Genomic DNA, 17342 nt, shown 5'->3' on the forward strand with positions numbered 1-17342 from the left:
GTGCTTAACTCTATGGTTACCTTAAGCGTTTACTTTTCCGGCCGGAAATGGGTATGCGGCCTGGATGGAATGACGATTGTCAATGATCGGCGGGCGCCCGCGGAGTAACGAAATGGCGGAAGTCGATTCGTCGTTGAAAGACGCAGACATCGATATAGGCGCGCTTTTTGGAAGCTTGCGCCGTAACTGGCTTTTGATTGTTGGTGGCGCTCTTCTCATGGCGGCGCTGGCGTGGATCATTTGTCTGCTTTTGACGCCGGATTACCGCGCAGAAACCCGCATCATTATCGAAACCCGCGAGTCCGTCTTCACGCGGCCCAATGGAGATAATCCTGCCGAGCGCCCGGTGCTGGACCCGGAAGGCGTGAAGAGCCAGATAGAGATTCTGACGTCTAACGATCTCATGAGACGTGTTTCCGACAAGTTGGATTTGCCGAACAATGAGGCTTTTACTTCAATTGAAGTAAGGCCTTACAGCCGGATTCTGATTCTTCTCGGCATGATAGCCGATCCGGAGAAACTCTCTCCCGATGAGCGGGTTCTGCAGCGACTGCGTAAGCACCTGCAAGTATATAATATCACGGGCTCGCGCGTTATCGCAGTGCAGTACACCTCTGCTAATCCTCAGTTGGCTGCACAAATCGCCAATACAGTCGCGGAAGAATATATCGCGCTACAGAGCGCGGCGAAGCTGCAATCGAATGACGATGCGACTAACTGGCTTGCGCCGGAAATCGAAGACTTACGCACACGTGTACGCGATGCCGAGAAAAAAGTCGCCGATTACCGCGCCTCGCGTGGATTATTGACCGGGCAGACCAACAATACGATTGCATCGCAGCAGCTTTCCGAAGTTTCGACGGACCTGACGCGTGTGCGCTCTGATCGCGCCACGGCGGAAGCGAGGGCGGCAAGTGTTCGCAAGGCGCTTTCTGCAGGCACACCGGTCGATACGCTGCCCGAAGTTGTTGCTTCCGGCATGATCCAGCGGCTCGCCGAGCGCCGCATCGAACTCAACGCCCAGATTGCCGATTTGTCGACGACACTTCTTGATGGCCATCCGCGCATCAAGGCGCTGCGCTCGCAATTGGCCGACCTTGATCGCCAGACCAAGGCGGAAGGGCGCAAGCTGCTTGCCAGTCTTGAAAACGATGTCACGACGGCAAAGCTGCGTGAAGACGAGCTGACCCGCGAACTCAACCGCGTGCAGTCGCAAGCCGCGCAGGCAGGCGATCAGGAAGTCGAGTTGCGCGCACTCGAACGCGAGGCGGCAGCGCAGCGCGAGCTTCTGGAAACCTATCTGACCCGTTATCGTGAGGCAGCTTCCCGTATTGATCGCAATTATGTGCCTGTCGATGCACGCATTCTGTCGGGCGACGCACCAGCGCTTCCCTATTTCCCAATGGTTTTGCCGACTGTTGCTGCAACCTTTGTGGCGGGGCTGCTGTTACTCTCGATCTTCGTGTTGCTGCGTGAACTGTTCAGCGGGCGGGCCTTCGTGACCGCCGATGGCCGACGCGTCGAGGCTGTCGAGGAAATCGAAATGCCGGTGATTACCGCTGCCGCCCAAGCGGCTGCCGTTCCGCCGACCCTTTCCGAGCAGGAAGTGCCGGTTGATGCTCCGCGCCGGTCCTGGACAGTGCCTTTTATCACGAGATCGTCTGGCTCTGACGCACGGACGACACCTGCGCCATCGGCGAAGGAGACGACCATGTCTGCACCGAAGAACCCGAATGGCGTGGAAGCCATTGCCAATCGTCTGCTCGACGGTCGCGACAAGCGCATTGTTGTGGTTTCGCCCGAAGGCGACGAAGCGTCGGCAACGACTGTGCGGCTGTTGCGCGATCTGGCCGACCGTGGCAAGCGTGCGCTTCTGGTGGATATGACAGCTCAGGGCACGGTGGGGAGCGCAATGCTCGACGGGCATAAACTGCCCGGCATCACCGAGCTTCTAACTGGCGAGAAACGCTTCAATGAAGTCATTCATAGCGACCGCTTTTCGCAGGCGCATGTCGTGCCGCTCGGTGCAGCAGACCCGGTTGAAGCCATGCGCGCCGTCGATCGTCTGCCGCTCATTCTCGATGCGCTCGAAACCGTTTATGACTTCGTGATCGTGGAATGCGGCCCATCTTCCTCTGCACAGATTCGCCGTGTTGCTGATAATGACGCGACGGTTGTGATGAGCATAGTCGATCCCGAGAACAATGATGTAGCGCTTGCCGCACTCGATCTTGATCAGGGTGGCTATGAAGATGTCGTCATTCTGATGGACGACAAGACCCCGCAGCCACGCGCATAATTCGATTCAAAAACAGCGTCTTAAAGCGGAAAGCTGCATCAAAATCGCTATTTACCTCCGGGCAAGCCTTGCTCGGATGCGCTTGGCGAGCCGCCAGAGCCGGGGATTGCGCTTGATTGTGCTGGCGACGGCGCTGCGCAAGGACTGCAACGCCCCAAAAAGCCTGCCTTTGGCCGAGAGTGGCAGAACGGTATCGAAGATTTCAAGCTCGATATCGCACCAGTCGCGCTTGTAGGGTTCATCGCCTACACCAAAACTGTAGACCGCATAACCGGCATCGCAACAGCGCTTTATGTCTTCGAAGAACAGAAATTCGCCGGGGCTGGCATGGACCATATCGTCATCGGCGATGGCGGCAAATTCGGCTGTCGGTCCAGTGGCGGTGAGGTTTTTGCCGATGATCGAGCGGATAATGCCGGCCACTTCCAAAAACCGCAATTCGCAGATCGGCGCTGGTGCCGTGAGAGCCTGCCCGTAGAGTGCCTTGAAAAAAGCCTGTACGGCTTTGTCGGCAAACGGGTCGCTTATGCCCATCTGCCGGAAACGTCCGGCTTTCATGGCGAAGTAAAGGTCGAGAACGCGGTCGGATTCGTCCTGTGTCTGCGGTTGCACAATGCGCCAGCCGCCGGCTTCCTGATAGCGGCGCTCATGCTGGCGGTGCTTCTTCAATCTGCGGCGACGGTTGGTGCGATCAAGCACCGCGTCAAAACCACCATCAAGCGAGACCATCAGGACCGGATTCGGGTTTCGTTTCTGCCCAAGGGTAAAAAGCGGATTGTCGATATCATCAACGGCGTCAAGCTGGCGCGTCAGCGCCAAAGCGTCGATATCCGGTCGCGCCTTGCATATGGCGGCAATGAGCCGGTCCAGAGCTTTGCGGTTGACTGCGGATGACCGTGCTGCGGCCAACCATGGGAAATTACCGTTGGCATGGCTGCCGCCGGGATAGCGCGCGATCGTCATGCCCTTCTGGCGGATGACTTCCAACGGCAGGAGAAAAACCGCGCGTTCAGCATCGAAAATTCCGGCGACGAAACAATCAGTGTTGACGCAACGATGCCAGCAATCAATCCAGTCAAAGGACTGTGGTGCGCCATGCAAGGCTGGTCCTGTCGCCCAGAGACGCTCGATTTCGGAGAAATCGCTGATAATGCGTTCCGTAAGCGTGGCCGATCCCGCCATGTTGCCCCGCTCAGTCATGCTGTATTGCGCCCCTTGAATATGCTCAGAGCTGCTTTTTACGCGGCGGTTGCGCCATCCACCAGATGATAGCCATGGCAGGCAGAACCCAGAGCAGGCCCGACGCTATGAAATAGATGAGATGCACCCATGCCGGAGAATTGCCAAGATGCGCGACGGCGATGATCGTGGCCAGAATCGCATAGACGATGACCAGCGTTACCAGCAGAAATGTGCCGATCAGTTTCTTCAGCCTAACGGGCATGATTGCGTCTCTCCTTTTCCCCGCACCATCACTAACCGCTGTGCCTGATCTGCGAAAGGGCAAAAAACGCGGCGGCATGTCGCGTGGACTTGCCTTGTAACTGACGGGTCGATGCGGCATGTATCGCTCCAGATGGTTTGAAGGAAGAACGGCATGACGGCAGCATCGATGGCGCAGCGCGGAGAGCGGAGTTCGAGAACGTCGAAGGACGAACGCGACCGGCGCCTTGTGCGCTATTGGCTTTATGCGGTTTTTGTCGTGCTAATCGCCATCGTGATGGTGGGCGGGGCCACCCGCATGACCGGCTCTGGCCTTTCCATCACCGAATGGAAGCCTATCCATGGCGTCATTCCCCCGCTCGACCATGCTGAATGGGTGGAAGAGTTCGATAAATATCGCCAGATCCCGCAATATCAGCAGATCAACAAGGGCATGTCCCTTGAAGAGTTTCAGTATATTTTCTGGTGGGAGTGGGCGCATCGCCTGCTGGCGCGCTTCGTCGGCTTTCTGGTTGCGGTGCCGCTTGCTTTCTTCTGGGCGACGGGGCGTCTGAAGGGCGGGCTGAAATACCGTATGCTGGGGCTTCTGGCGCTGGGCGGCTTTCAGGGCGCCATTGGCTGGTGGATGGTTGCATCCGGCCTAAGCGAGCTTACCAGTGTCAGCCAGTACCGGCTTGCAATCCATCTCACCACGGCCTGCGTGATCATTACCGCGGTCTTCTACATTGCCAGAGGACTTGTCACCTATACCGAGCGTCCGGCGGAGCGATCCGTGCAGCGCTTTGCCGGGTGGCTGGTCTTTGCCGTTCTGGTGCAGATCTATCTTGGTGGTCTGGTGGCCGGGCTTCATGCCGGTCTCACCTACAACACCTGGCCTTTGATGGACGGCGCGATCATTCCGTCCGACCTCTTCATCCAGTCGCCATGGTGGCGCAATTTGTTTGAAAACCCGAAAACCGTACAGTTCGTGCATCGCATGTTCGCCTATGCGGTGCTAGTTCTCACTGTTCTCCATGCCGTTCAGGTGTGGAAAGACGCGCCGGGCACCACCCATGCGCGCCGCACGATTGTTCTGCTCGGCCTGGTTCTGGTGCAGGCGGTCATCGGCATCGGAACGTTGCTGATGAGCGTGCCGCTGCATATGGGCCTGACACATCAGTTCGTCGCATTGATCGTACTGGCTTTCGCAGTCGCGCACTGGCGCGGCACCAAGGGCGCTTACGCTGGATAAGCCGTCTGGCGCAAATATCTCAGCGCGGTGGCAATCTTCAGTTCCCGCGCCTCGTCGGCATCATTGCCATCCTCGCGGTGCCACGCGGCTGAAAGACAGCCATAGGCAAAGGCATAATCAAGAATATAGGACGGCGAGCGACCGATGATTGGCGCGAAATGCTCGGCCATGCGCTTTGCGCGATCAAGGTCGAGGCAGAGATCGTCACGATCCAGCGGATTGTAAAAGATATTGGCGGCATCGAAGGCCGCATCGCCGATCAGCCCGTGCGGATCGATGGCAAGCCAGCCGCGCTGTCCCCGCAGGATGTTTTCGTGGTGGATGTCGCCATGCAGCGGAATGGGCTTGTGCGGCGTCGCCAGCAGCTCTTTTGCAAGCGCTGCGGCTTCCGCATAGATCGGCGTCTGATCTGCGACTGCGAAAAGGCCGGAGAAGTGCCTGTCGAGCGGTTGCAGGTCTGACGGCACCGGCGCAGGCGAGGGTGTGTGCAATGCTTCCAGAACCTGCCCGAAGATCACCAGACAATCTGCGTCAAGCCCGCTTTTGAGGTGTTCGTCGAGATGATAGTTGCCCGCATATTCGAGCAGCATCGACGTATCTTCAAGATCGTACAGGCGCGCCGCGCCGTGCCCATCCCGCCAGCGCAGATAATGCGCACCGCGCATTTCCTCCATTCCGGTGGGTTTCAGCTGCTTGATAACAAAAACCTCGCCCGGATGATCGATGCGTTCGACCTTCCAGACGAGGCTTGAATGCGTATCCGCCAGTGGTTCGAATGAACCGACATTCCATTTTCCGGGGAATACCGGTTCAATCGTCATCAGGCTTTGCCAAGCATGAGGTTCATGTTCTGGACAGCGGCACCCGAAGCACCTTTGCCGAGATTGTCGAGTAGGGCGACCAGATTGACCTGATCGTCGCCTTCGGTGCCGAAGACAAAGAGCTTCATGCCGTCCTTGCCGGCAAGTTCTTCCGCATCGACGCGCGGCAGCTTGGTGCTTTCTTCCAGAGGCACGACTTCGACAATGTCTTGACCGGCATAATGCTCGCTCAGGGCTGCGTGAATCTTTGTCAGCGACGGCCTGCCTTCAAGCTCGTTCAGGAACAGCGGAACCTGCACGATCATGCCCTGCGGGAAACGTCCGACGCTCGGGCTGAAGATCGGGCGACGGTCGAGGCGTCCATGCAGCTGCAATTCCGGCACATGCTTGTGATGCAACGGCAGGCCATAAAGGAAGTTGTTAGCGGCCAGATAGTCCGGATTGTTCTTGTCTTCCATCTGCGCAATCAGCTGCTTGCCGCCGCCGGTATAGCCGGAGACGGCATTGACGCTGACCGGATAGTCAGACGGCAACAGCCCTGCGTCGCGTAGTGGGCGAACAAGCGCGATCGCGCCGGTTGGATAGCAGCCCGGATTGGCGACGAGTCTCGTTTCGGCGATGCGTTCGCGCTGGCCTTTGGCCAGTTCGGCAAAACCATAGGCCCATTCCGGATGCACGCGGTGGGCGGTCGAAGTGTCGATGATGCGGGTCGAATTGTGATCTCGCAGCAGGGAGACGGCCTCTTTCGAAGCGTCGTCGGGCAGGCACAGAATGGCAATGTCGGCAGAGCGCAGATAGTCGGCGCGCAAATCCTTGTTGCGCCGCTCGGCTTCCGGGATTGAAATCACTTCAAGATCGTCGCGCTCGGCCAGACGGCTGCGGATTTGCAGGCCGGTGGTGCCGTGTTCGCCATCGATGAAGATTTTCGGTTTCATGCTTTTGCCTTTTGATTTCATAAAGTTACGACAATATCCGGAATCGGTCTTTCAACCGCTTGAATCAGTTTCTCAACCGCATAAACGCGGCACCGTCATCGTCGTTCTTTCTGCTCTGCCAGCAGACCCAGATAATACATTGCGATTGTCGCTCCAGCGATAGCCGTAATATCGGCATGATCATAGGCTGGTGCAACCTCGACCACATCCGCACCGACGAAGTCAAGCGCCGTGAGCTTGCGCAGGATCGACAGCATCTTGGCGGACGAAGGACCGCCCGCCACCGGCGTGCCCGTGCCGGGCGCAAAGGCCGGATCAAGGCAATCAATATCGAAGGTCAGATAGGTCTTCTTGTCCGCAGTGCGTTTCAAAATGGTGTCGGCAATCTCTGCCGCCGTCATGTCTTCGACTTCGTGACCATAAATGATTTTGATGCCGCAATCTTCCGGCGCATGGGTGCGAATGCCGACCTGAATGGAATGGTCGGGATCGATGATGCCATCACGCACGGCGCGGGCAACGAAGGAACCGTGGTCGATCCGCTTGCCGTCGTCGAACCACGTGTCCTGATGCGCATCGAACTGCACCAGCGCCAGCGGGCCATATTTCGCGGCATGGGCTTTCAGAAGCGGCCATGTCACGAAGTGATCGCCGCCAAGCGTCAGCAAAAATGCATCGGATTTGAGGATCTTCGCCGCTTCACGCTCGATCGTGGCTGGCGTCTTGTAATGGTTGCCGTAGTCGAGCAGGCAGTCACCGTAATCGATCACAGCGAGGTTTTCGAACAGGTCGCGCTGGAACGGATATTGCGGATCATTGTCGAAGATCGCCGATGCGCGCCGGATCGCCTGCGGGCCGAAACGCGCACCGGGCCGGTTGGACACAGCCGCGTCGAACGGAATGCCCCAGACAACGGCTTCCGCGCCCTTCAGCGATTTGGTGTAGACGCGCCGCATGAAAGACAGCACGCCCGCATGGGTCGGGTCGGTCGCAGCGCTCGTCAGGCTGCGTGCGGTAAAAGCGTGATCAATGGTCTTGGATGGCATGGCCGTTCCCCGATGAAGCTCAGACTTCTATAACCGGTCACGCCAGAAATTGGGAAGAGGTTTTAGTCTCTATCAAAACCGTAAGCGCGTTCGACACGGCCAATGCGCACGCGATAGGTCTCATACCACTGCTGGCGACCAAGCTTTTGCGCCACAAGGTGGTCCACTTCGCGCTTCCATGCGCGAATGCTGTCTTCGTCCGCCCAGAACGAATTCGTTATGCCAAAACCTTCCGCGTCTCGGGCGCTCTCGACGCCAAGATATCCGGGTTGTTGCGCCGCGAGTTCGGCCATGCGAACGGCCATATCGCCATAGCCATCGTCGTCGCCAATGCGTTGCGAGGCAAAACTCACGACGTAATAAGGTGGCTCCGGTGTGACGGCAAAGCGGCTGGACGACATCATGCTGGCTCCCTGCTGGCTGATTCCTGAAATTCATAGCAAAAAGCGGACCCGAAGGCCCGCTTTCCGTTGTTTGATCGTCAGAAGTTGACCGCGAGGTTCACTTTAATGGCGTGATCCTGCGCCTTGGTCGCGAATTGTCCCCGGTAGTGCAATCCGAGAGACGTGTTATGCGCTAGATTGAGGTCCAGCCCGGCCTGTGCGTAGAACATGTTTTTGTCGAGCGGCAGACCTTCAACCATGAAGCCGGGACCGTCGCTGAAACGCAGCATTGTTTCCGGCTGGTCGGCGCTATTATGCTGCCAGCCGAGCGCCAGCTTCGTATTGACGCTGGTGTTTTCGGAGAGCGCATATTTGTTCGAAAGACGCACGCCGAGATAGTTGGTTAAAAGATCGCTGGTTGCGCCAGAGCCGGAGAGGGCGGTGACAGCCGCATTTTCCGTAAAACCATTGGTTTTCGCATAGGCGTAGGAAATGCCCGCAAATGGCTCCAGCAGCGCCAGACTGGTGTCGATATTGTAGCCGAGTTCCGCAAAACCCTGGAAGCTATTGCCTTTGTAACTTGCGCGATTATCGTTTGAGACTTCCTTGAAGCGGATTGTGCGCTTGCTGTCGATGTCGTGCAGATTGGCATTGCCACCAAAAGTTAGGTTGAAGTTCTTCCATGCATAGCCGCCATAGGCGCCGATCTGATAGCTATCGATCTCCGCCGATGACAGGCCGCTATTGAGCGAGGATTGCAGATAACCGGCGAAGAGACCCAATTGCCAATTATCCGACAGTTGGCCGTCAATGCCGGTGATAAAGCCCGTCGCGCTACGGCTCATGGCTTGCGCTTCTCCAATGCTCTGGAAATGCGCTCTGGAATTATAGGCTTGTCCCCATACGCCGCTTTTGAGCGGAGCATTCAGCGCCGAATGATGAAAACGGCTGTCGGACAGATCATTTATGCGCTGCGTCACGGCTTCGCGTGGCAGCTGGTTGTCATACAGAAGCGAGGTTAAGGTGGATGCGTAAATATCGCCAGACAGCTCGGTATAGGTCTCTGACAATACGTCTTCTATCCGCGATGTAAGCACATTCTTGTAGAGCTTTTGATCGTGGCCGAGCGCTTGCAATGCGTTGGCAACCCTTCGTTGCTGGTTGCTTACCGCAGATTCTGCAAATGACTTGCCCGCCGTTGCGAAGGTGACTTCGACTTCATTCGGTCTGTATTCAAGTTTTTCGGTGATGAAGTTATAGGTGGGAAGAACGTCGCTGAAGCGGCCATTGACCCCGTTGTCGGCCTTCACGAACACGCTTGTTTTGCCTACCCGGGCGTTGATTTCGTCAACGGTCAACTTTGGATGGCCGCCGAATTTAACGCTCCCGGCGAGCATAGCCTTGTTGCTAGCATAAATCCCTGAAGTGTTGCCGTTGGCATCGACCTTCACGTCGAGAACACTGCCAGATTTCAGATCGATATCGCCATTCACGTTCAATGGTTTCATGCGGGGCGAACGGTAGTCGCCGGGGGAAACATGAGCGCCGTCTCCAGCCACTATGCTGCCGGTAAAACCGGTGCCGCTCAGTGTACCGCCGGAGTGGACCAGAACCGGCGAGGTGATCGACCCGTTGACCATCAGTGCGCCGGCGTAAATGTCGGTCACCCCTTTGTGGCTGTTCTGCCCGTTAAGGACGGTCGTGCCGTCTCCAACCTGCTGTACGCGACCATCGCCGGTAATCTTACCGTCGAATTCGAGCAGGTTGCTGCGATTGAATGACAGAAAGACGTCTTTCTGCATCAGATCGACATCGCCGATGACTGAGCCGGTTACGCCGCCATTACCTAGCTCTAATCCGCCTTCCGCCACGAAGCTGTTGCCGGTGTATTTGTTTTCTCCCGTCAGCGTCAGCTTTCCGGCGTTCATCTTGTACAGTGATCTGTTTCCATCCAGATAGCCCGATACGATCTTATCGGATGTCGGAAAGAAGAAGTTGCGCTCGGTCTTGAACAGGCCATTGGGAGACCGGGCGTAGAAACCAGCTAAGTCGGGGTTTGACCAATATTCCCGCATGTAGTTGGCAATGTAATTGTGTGTGCGGGTCGTCGGATGAATATCATCCCAGAAAACATATTCATTCTGGATTGCGGAACCGCGCGGCTGGTCGAGACATGAGGGCGTATCGACACAATTTCCTGTCGCATTCGAGAAGCCGAAAACGCCGGGGTGCTTCACCACCATGTGAAGGATGCCGGCTACGTCTGGGGCGTAGACCACAGCATCCGGATGCTTTTCCTTAAAGGCAGCGATGCTGGTGGCGATGGCCTTGTTGAAATCATCGGTTGCTTCTCGAGCAATGACGCCGGGCGCATTTGCATAGCGCGGAACTTTCGAAAAATCAGGCATATCGGGCACCAGAAACTGCCGCGCTCCCACCTGATAAAGGCGTTCCAGTGAAGTGAATAATTCATTTCCGCTAAATGCAGCTTTCACTCGCGTGGATTCATGGTGCTTGATTGCATCCAAAGCATCATTGCCACCCGCCCATAGAGACACGATGGTGTGAGGAGAGATGGTCTGAGGATAAACGGTATTCGTCCCACGAATGAACTCGGTCACCTCCTCAGCAATAGAGGGGATCATCCCCGGTATTTTGTGGTTCTCATACTTTGTGCCGCCTATGGCGTAGTTCACACTGGTGCCACCGTTCGGGGTGTTGCTGCCGAAATCACCAGTGGGCTGACGAGTTGGTCGAAATTTCGTGCCCCTTTCCTGGTCTCGGAAAAGGTACTCGTTCCAGACGCGTCCATTGCTGAAGCGTCCGTCGGTGGTGTACATTTTTTTAAGTTTTTCTATGAAAAACTCACTGAATGCGCCGTTATCGCTCAAGCTGTCGCCGAAGATGATGGCCCTGTCGAAATAAGCTTTCTCGACATTGTCGGTTATGCTCTGGGAGTAAGCTGCAGAAGAAAGTAAAAATTGAACAGAGGTGAGTGCAGTCAATAGAATATTGAATTTCCCAAAAGGAATATAGGTCAAATTAATTATCCTGTTAAAAAATTATAAAATAAAAATAATAGAAAAATATAAAATAACATAAGTATAGTGTAAATTAGCCTCCTTTGAATAGGGGTCGGAGGACGGTAGAAACCAAAAAAGCGAGCCTTGCGGCTCGCTTTTTTGTAGATCCGAACGATGGAAATATCACCGTTTGGAAATTTGGTCCCAAGCGCCGGAGCGCTTGGGAATATTCCTTGAAACGGATTAGCGCTTCGAGAACTGGAACGAACGGCGAGCCTTGGCCTTACCGTACTTCTTACGTTCGACGACGCGGCTGTCGCGGGTCAGGAAGCCACCCTTCTTGAGAACCGTGCGCAGGCCCGGTTCGTAGTAGGTGAGGGCCTTGGAAATACCGTGACGAACGGCACCAGCCTGACCGGACAGGCCGCCACCGGCAACGGTAGCAACGATGTCGAACTGGCCAGCGCGGTTCGAAGCGATGATCGGCTGCTGGAGGATCATCTGCAGGACCGGACGTGCGAAATACTTTTCGAATTCCTTGTCGTTGACGGTGATCTTGCCGGAACCCGGCTTGACCCAAACGCGTGCAACGGCGTCCTTACGCTTGCCGGTGGCATAAGCGCGGCCCTGTGCGTCCAGCTTCTGGACGTGAACCGGAGCGGCAGCTTCGGTCTTGGCAACAGTGCCGAGTTCTTCGAGCGAGTTGAGCTGCTCAGCCATGATTATGCATTCCCTTTGTTCTTGCGGTTCAGCGCTGCGACGTCGAGGACTTCTGGCTGCTGAGCTTCATGCTGATGGTTCGGACCTGCATAAACGCGCAGGTTCTTCATCTGGCGACGGCCGAGCGGACCACGTGGGATCATACGCTCAATAGCCTTCTCGAGAACGCGTTCCGGGAAACGGCCTTCGAGAATCTGGCGAGCAGTGCGCTCCTTGATGCCGCCCGGATGGCCGGTGTGCCAGTAATAAACCTTGTCGGTGTACTTCTTGCCGGTCAGAACAACCTTGTCGGCATTGATGATGATGACATTGTCGCCATCGTCAACATGCGGGGTGAAGGTTGCTTTGTGCTTGCCACGCAGGCGATTGGCGACGATAGTTGCGAGACGACCAACGACGAGACCTTCGGCGTCGATCAGTACCCACTTCTTCACCACTTCAGCCGGCTTCTGAGAAAAAGTTGCCATTGAAGTCTTCCTTAGACTAATCCCCGATATGAACATCAGGGCTTTTTTTGTTGCTTGTGTTGGTGATATCCAACCCGAACGGGCGTGCAAAAATTAAGTTTCGCGCGCTTCCGGCGGGTCGATACACAAACTCTGCCCCGCCGTCAAGTCCCGTATTTGCACGATGATTTTAAAAGCATAATAAAATCAATGGCTTGTTCATTTGGTATTATAATACCCTATGTTTTTGTGGTGCTTTTAACGCGGTGGGATTGAATAAGTCGCTGTTGCATGAGCAACCAGTTCGCCAGTCGCGCCATCGGTCAGGCTGATATCGAGGACGGCGAGGCGTTTTCCAAGCTTCAGAAGTTGCGCGACAGCTTCCACCGCACCGGGTGAGGGCTTGCGCAGGAAATTGATGTTGAGATTGGTCGTCACCGCAAGCGCGACCGGGCCGATATGCGCCAGAATAGCCGCATAGGCAGCAACATCGGCCAGGGCGAATAGCGCAGGGCCGGAAACCGTCCCGCCGGGACGCAAATGTTGCTCGTCGGCGTGAAGGCGCATCGTGGCGGAACCTTCATCAATCGCAACAATCTCGAAACTCGTACCAAGCTGCGGAAACTCACGCTTCATGAAAGTGCGCAGCTCGTCGATATCCATCACCGGAGCCAGACTTGTGTGTCTTGTCATATTGATATTCATCCAGTCCTCCCAATCTTTATAGGAATAGAAGCGTGGACCCTTGTGTTGCAAGCGGCATCCTGTCGGGCGAACGATAAATACGGTCGCGCAGTTGAGACTGGTGAGGTAAGAACATGAACAATCCGTCTGGCGACCAAATTCGCAACATTCTCCAATCCGTCAAAACAATTGCGCTTCTTGGTGCCTCCCCGAAGCCAGAGCGCCCAAGCAATGGCGTGATGGAGTTTCTGCTCTCCAAGGGCTACCGCGTCATTCCCGTCAATCCGGGGCAGGTCGGCAAGGAAATTCACGGCCAGCGCGTCGTGGCGCGTCTGGCCGATATTGAAGAGCAGGTCGACATGGTCGATGTGTTTCGTGAGCCTTATTCGCTGCCGGGTATTGTGGATGAAATCCTCGCCATGAAGCAGCGTCCATCCGTTTTGTGGACGCAGCTCGGCGTTGTTCATGAAGAAGCTGGCAAGCGTGCCGAAGACGCAGGGCTGACCGTCATCATGGATCGTTGTCCCGCGATAGAATACCCGCGCTTGATCGGATAGCGTATGAAGCGGGAATAAAATTCCGCGCTTTGATATCAGTCGAAAAATTCCTCCTTTGCTTTCTTTTTGGCAGAGCCTAACGTCCGCTCTCAAAGAGTGGCATTCGTTATCAGGAGGAATAGATGTCCAAACGCTCACCCGGCATAGAAACACTGGCCGTTCACGCAGGCGCGAAGCCTGATCCGACAACTGGCGCGCGTGCAACGCCAATCTATCAGACGACGTCCTTCGTGTTCGAAGATGCGGATCATGCGGCCTCCCTGTTCGGGCTACAGGCGTTCGGCAATATTTATACACGTATTACCAATCCGACGACGGCGGTGCTGGAAGAGCGCATCGCAGCGCTTGAAGGCGGCACCGCAGCTGTCGCGACGGCATCGGGGCATGCTGCGCAGCTGCTCGTTTTCCATACGCTGTTGCAGCCGGGCGATAATTTCGTCGCTGCGCGCCAGCTTTATGGCGGCTCGATCAACCAGTTCGGCCAGTCGTTTAAATCCTTCGGCTGGCAGGTGCGTTGGGCCGATGCCAGCAATCCGACCGACTTTGCCAAGCAGATCGATGGCAAGACGCGCGCAATCTTCATTGAAAGCTTCGCCAATCCGGGCGGTATAGTCGTGGATATCGAAGCGATTGCCGAAATCGCCCACAAGCATGGCCTGCCTTTGATCGTAGACAATACGCTTGCTTCGCCCTATCTCGTGCGCCCGATCGAACACGGCGCAGATATTGTCGTGCATTCGCTGACCAAGTTCATTGGCGGCCATGGTAATTCCATGGGCGGCATCCTCATCGACGGCGGAACCTTCGACTGGGCGAAGTCGGGCAATTATCCGCTTCTGACCGAACCGCGTCCGGATTATGCCGGTCTGGAACTGCACAAGACCTTCGGCAACATCTCCTTTGCCATCGCTGCCCGCGTGCTGGGTCTCCGCGATTTCGGCCCGGCGATTTCGCCATTCAACGCCTTCCAGATTCTAACCGGTGTGGAAACTCTGCCGTTGCGCATGCAGCGCCATTGCGACAATGCGCAGAAGGTTGCCTCCTGGCTGCATGGTCACGAGAAGGTATCGTGGGTGAACTATGCTGGTCTGCCACATGACAAATATCATGCGCTTCAGCAGAAATATTCGCCGAAGGGCGCAGGCTCGGTTTTCACCTTCGGTCTCAAGGGCGGCTATGATGCAGGCGTGAAATTCGTGGATAGCCTGGAGCTGTTCTCGCTGCTCGCCAATATCGGCGACACGCGTTCGCTCGTGATTCATCCGGCCTCGACCACACATCGGCAGCTGAGCGACGAGCAGAAAGTGGCGGCCGGCGCTGGTCCGGATGTCGTGCGCCTGTCTATCGGCATCGAGGATGCCGACGATATCATAGCGGATATCGAACAGGCTCTTGCCAAGGTCTGACCGGATGAGCCGGTTTCTCGACTTCGACCTGACCGGCATTGAACCGGAAGAGGGCGCTCCGCTGCCGGAGCGCGTTCTTTCCGGCGATCCAAAATTCCGGACATGGAATCTGGAAGAAAATGCCGAAGGCACGCTCTTTGCCGGCATATGGGAAAGCACGCCCGGAAAATGGCGGATCGAATATGACGAATGGGAGTTCTGTCACATTCTCTCCGGTCGCTCGATTGTGAGCGAGGAGGGCGGATCGAGCCGTGAAGTCAAGGCGGGCGACAGTTTTGTCATTCGCCCCGGCTTCAAGGGCAGCTGGGACGTGCTGGAAACCACCCGTAAGGAATATGTGATCAAGCTCTGACAAAGAAAAGGCTGCGAATTTCGCAGCCTTTTTGATTCTCGACTTACCGCGGCTCATTGCCTCGCGACCTGATATAGGCGCGGGGCCGGTTGCTGCCCGAAGGTCTTGCTTCCGGGCGTGGCTGAGATGGCCGCTCGGCCTGCGGTGGACGCGGACGCTCACCTTGCGGCGGGCGCGGACGGTCTGGTCTGTTGTAGTTCGGGCGACGATCCCGATCACGATAACGGTAATCGCGATAGCGAGAATCCCGATAATAACGCGGGTAATTGCGATAATAGCGTCCGCTATCATAGACAACGCCGGTGCCGATATAGCTGCCCTGCACATAGTAAGGGTCGTAATAGCCGCCACCGCTTCCGTAATAGCCTTCGGACACGCATCCGCTGAGCGTCAGTCCCGATATGCCTATGCCAACGGCGATCAGAAGTGATTTTAATGACATGGCCTTCGCTCCTTCAAAGCTCAAACGCTGTGCATCGCTGAATGTTGCAGCATCTGGCAAACATTCTTTCAACCAGGATTATGCAGAACCGGCGTGGAACGGCAAAATCACTAAAGATTACGGTGTGATAGCTGTAGAAATGGGACCATGCGATGAGTGAATTGCATGAAGGAATATTGCATAGACTGAATCAAAAAGCCGCCCCGAAAGACGGCTTTTTGATTTTTTCAGCGTGGCTGTTTAGTTGCCTGCGTTGGTGATGGCGGTCGAAATTTCACCAAACTGATCACGAATACTCGTTCCGAGTAGCTGTGTCGCGCCGATGATGACGACTGCAATTAGAGCGGCGATGAGGCCGTATTCGATAGCGGTTGCGCCGGATTCATTTTTGCGAAAACGCGAGAAAAGCTTGGACATGTGTTGCTCCTGAGACTCTGCTTTTATTAGCTGGTCGTCTTGACCTGGGGCCAAATTACACGGGCAATTCTTTTTGCGCTCTTAAGTTGCATGGTAAACAGAAGATAAGCGCTTTGTATGATTAATAAATTGCTGAAATATACCCAAGCATTGGGGCTGAACGATCGTTTCCGACGCACAAGGCCAAAAAAACAAAACCCCGCCTGCGCGGGGTTCTTTTCGCTTATCCAGCGGCGCTTACTTTGGGAGCTGCGCACCGGCCTGCTTCACAGCGTCTGCCATGGTCTGGCACAATTTTTCTTCCGAAACATTCTGCGCCTTCGCGCTGGTGGCCAGATCCTGTTCCATACCCATGACGGAAACCTTGCCCTGCTTGCCGGTTTCTTCGGCAGCTTCGGCCTTCGACGTATCGGCGGGAGGAGGGATCAAGCCAAGCATTTTGTTCTGGATTTCGATGGCTGCATCGTCGGTATAGCCCTTGTCCTTGCAATAGGTCAGCACGCCGAGCTGATTGCGGGCTGCACTATAGGCCATTTCCATCTGCTCTGGCGTCGCCTGCGCGAGGGCTGCTGTGAGATTTGCACCGAGAAAGAGGCCGGTCAAAGAAACGCGAATGACATTACGCATTATAATTCTTCTCCATGTTCCAAATACATTGTGAGATAATGCGATTTTCCCCACGGGGAAAATTCAAGAAAGATTAATTAGTGAAATGTGATAAAATAGAATTAGTTTCTTCTGATTTTTAAATCCGCGTCATATTTGTGCGTGAGAAGCCAACGGCAGCTGTGCTTTTATCGAATGCCCTATCTTACGTGGCATTAGCAGCGCCAGCCCGATCCCCTTGAAAACAACTCTACCGTCCGCTCAGCTGCCGATAGTTTGGGGTGTTCATGGCGCATCGAATTTGTTCATTTTGGAAAAATGGTCGAAACTGTGCGAATTGCCAAAATTTGCTCTTGCGCTTGTCGCACGAATTGCCTAAACGGCTCTCACGCGACTGACAAATCAGTCGGGCGATTAGCTCAGTTGGTAGAGCGCTTCGTTTACACCGAAGATGTCGGGAGTTCGAGTCTCTCATCGCCCACCATTTATCTCCTTTAAAATATATGCATTGTAAGCACAGCCTCATCTGGC

18 protein-coding genes and 1 tRNA gene are annotated in these 17342 nt (G+C 55.5%); 6 read left to right on the top strand and 13 right to left on the bottom strand.

Annotated elements, in window-relative coordinates; all coding sequences use genetic code 11:
• Window positions 1-112 precede the first annotated feature (112 nt).
• Window positions 113-2299 (top strand): GumC family protein, encoded by a 2187-nt coding sequence (locus ABWW11_RS05640; RefSeq protein ID WP_319080459.1) that lies wholly within the window; start codon window positions 113-115, stop codon window positions 2297-2299.
• A gap of 51 nt (window positions 2300-2350) precedes the next feature.
• Here the strand turns inward: ABWW11_RS05640 and ABWW11_RS05645 are convergent, their stop codons facing one another.
• Window positions 2351-3499, bottom strand: a complete 1149-nt coding sequence (locus ABWW11_RS05645; RefSeq protein ID WP_319080458.1) for a GNAT family N-acetyltransferase — start codon at window positions 3497-3499, stop codon at window positions 2351-2353.
• A 25-nt stretch (window positions 3500-3524) separates the two neighbouring features.
• Window positions 3525-3743, bottom strand: a complete 219-nt coding sequence (locus tag ABWW11_RS05650) for a DUF2842 domain-containing protein (protein ID WP_280991941.1) — start codon at window positions 3741-3743, stop codon at window positions 3525-3527.
• A gap of 153 nt (window positions 3744-3896) precedes the next feature.
• Here ABWW11_RS05650 and ABWW11_RS05655 point away from each other — a divergent pair, with 153 nt between their 5' ends.
• Complete coding sequence (locus ABWW11_RS05655; protein WP_319080457.1) at window positions 3897-4973, top strand: COX15/CtaA family protein; 1077 nt, start codon at window positions 3897-3899, stop codon at window positions 4971-4973.
• Here ABWW11_RS05655 and ABWW11_RS05660 read toward each other — a convergent pair.
• The 8 genes from ABWW11_RS05660 to ABWW11_RS05695 form a co-directional block, all read right to left on the bottom strand.
• Entirely contained in the window at window positions 4961-5794 is an 834-nt protein-coding gene (locus ABWW11_RS05660; RefSeq protein WP_319080456.1) for an aminoglycoside phosphotransferase family protein, read from the bottom strand. The two genes, ABWW11_RS05655 and ABWW11_RS05660, sit on opposite strands and share 13 nt — an antisense overlap.
• Window positions 5794-6729, bottom strand: coding sequence for an N-acetyl-gamma-glutamyl-phosphate reductase (argC, locus tag ABWW11_RS05665; protein ID WP_319080455.1), 936 nt, complete (start codon window positions 6727-6729; stop codon window positions 5794-5796). Before argC ends, ABWW11_RS05660 begins: the two co-directional genes overlap by 1 nt.
• Window positions 6730-6824: 95 nt before the next feature.
• Window positions 6825-7775 (bottom strand): agmatinase, encoded by a 951-nt coding sequence (gene speB / locus ABWW11_RS05670; RefSeq protein ID WP_319080454.1) that lies wholly within the window; start codon window positions 7773-7775, stop codon window positions 6825-6827.
• A 62-nt stretch (window positions 7776-7837) separates the two neighbouring features.
• On the bottom strand, window positions 7838-8176 hold the full coding sequence (locus ABWW11_RS05675) for an antibiotic biosynthesis monooxygenase family protein (RefSeq protein WP_319080479.1): 339 nt from the start codon (window positions 8174-8176) through the stop codon (window positions 7838-7840).
• An 80-nt stretch (window positions 8177-8256) separates the two neighbouring features.
• Window positions 8257-11199 (bottom strand): autotransporter domain-containing protein, encoded by a 2943-nt coding sequence (locus ABWW11_RS05680; protein ID WP_319080453.1) that lies wholly within the window; start codon window positions 11197-11199, stop codon window positions 8257-8259.
• 225 nt (window positions 11200-11424) lie between these two features.
• Window positions 11425-11901 carry a 30S ribosomal protein S9 gene (gene rpsI, locus ABWW11_RS05685; RefSeq protein WP_078340527.1) on the bottom strand — a complete coding sequence of 159 codons (477 nt, stop codon included), beginning with the start codon at window positions 11899-11901 and terminating at the stop codon, window positions 11425-11427.
• A gap of 2 nt (window positions 11902-11903) precedes the next feature.
• Window positions 11904-12368 carry a 50S ribosomal protein L13 gene (gene rplM, locus ABWW11_RS05690; protein WP_078340528.1) on the bottom strand — a complete coding sequence of 155 codons (465 nt, stop codon included), beginning with the start codon at window positions 12366-12368 and terminating at the stop codon, window positions 11904-11906.
• Between the two features lie 237 nt (window positions 12369-12605).
• Window positions 12606-13052, bottom strand: coding sequence for a PaaI family thioesterase (locus ABWW11_RS05695; RefSeq protein ID WP_109368752.1), 447 nt, complete (start codon window positions 13050-13052; stop codon window positions 12606-12608).
• A 113-nt stretch (window positions 13053-13165) separates the two neighbouring features.
• Between ABWW11_RS05695 and ABWW11_RS05700 the strand changes: the two genes are divergently transcribed.
• From ABWW11_RS05700 to ABWW11_RS05710, 3 genes are all read left to right on the top strand, one after another.
• On the top strand, window positions 13166-13588 hold the full coding sequence (locus ABWW11_RS05700; RefSeq protein WP_319080451.1) for a CoA-binding protein: 423 nt from the start codon (window positions 13166-13168) through the stop codon (window positions 13586-13588).
• Window positions 13589-13710: 122 nt separating this feature from the next.
• On the top strand, window positions 13711-14994 hold the full coding sequence (locus ABWW11_RS05705) for an O-acetylhomoserine aminocarboxypropyltransferase (protein WP_319080450.1): 1284 nt from the start codon (window positions 13711-13713) through the stop codon (window positions 14992-14994).
• Window positions 14995-14998: 4 nt separating this feature from the next.
• Complete coding sequence (locus ABWW11_RS05710; protein ID WP_319080449.1) at window positions 14999-15346, top strand: cupin domain-containing protein; 348 nt, start codon at window positions 14999-15001, stop codon at window positions 15344-15346.
• A 43-nt stretch (window positions 15347-15389) separates the two neighbouring features.
• Here ABWW11_RS05710 and ABWW11_RS05715 read toward each other — a convergent pair whose 3' ends face one another.
• From ABWW11_RS05715 to ABWW11_RS05725, 3 genes are all read right to left on the bottom strand, one after another.
• Complete coding sequence (locus ABWW11_RS05715) at window positions 15390-15788, bottom strand: hypothetical protein (RefSeq protein ID WP_171317779.1); 399 nt, start codon at window positions 15786-15788, stop codon at window positions 15390-15392.
• Window positions 15789-16028: 240 nt separating this feature from the next.
• Entirely contained in the window at window positions 16029-16205 is a 177-nt protein-coding gene (locus ABWW11_RS05720; RefSeq protein ID WP_171317780.1) for a Flp family type IVb pilin, read from the bottom strand.
• Between the two features lie 237 nt (window positions 16206-16442).
• Entirely contained in the window at window positions 16443-16832 is a 390-nt protein-coding gene (locus tag ABWW11_RS05725) for a pore-forming ESAT-6 family protein (protein ID WP_140024779.1), read from the bottom strand.
• 387 nt (window positions 16833-17219) lie between these two features.
• Here ABWW11_RS05725 and ABWW11_RS05730 point away from each other — a divergent pair.
• Window positions 17220-17295 (top strand) — tRNA-Val (locus ABWW11_RS05730).
• Window positions 17296-17342 lie beyond the last annotated feature (47 nt).

The sequence above is a fragment of the Brucella sp. NBRC 113783 genome, assembly GCF_040372265.1.
GTDB classification, from domain to species: Bacteria; Pseudomonadota; Alphaproteobacteria; order Rhizobiales; family Rhizobiaceae; genus Brucella; species Brucella teleogrylli.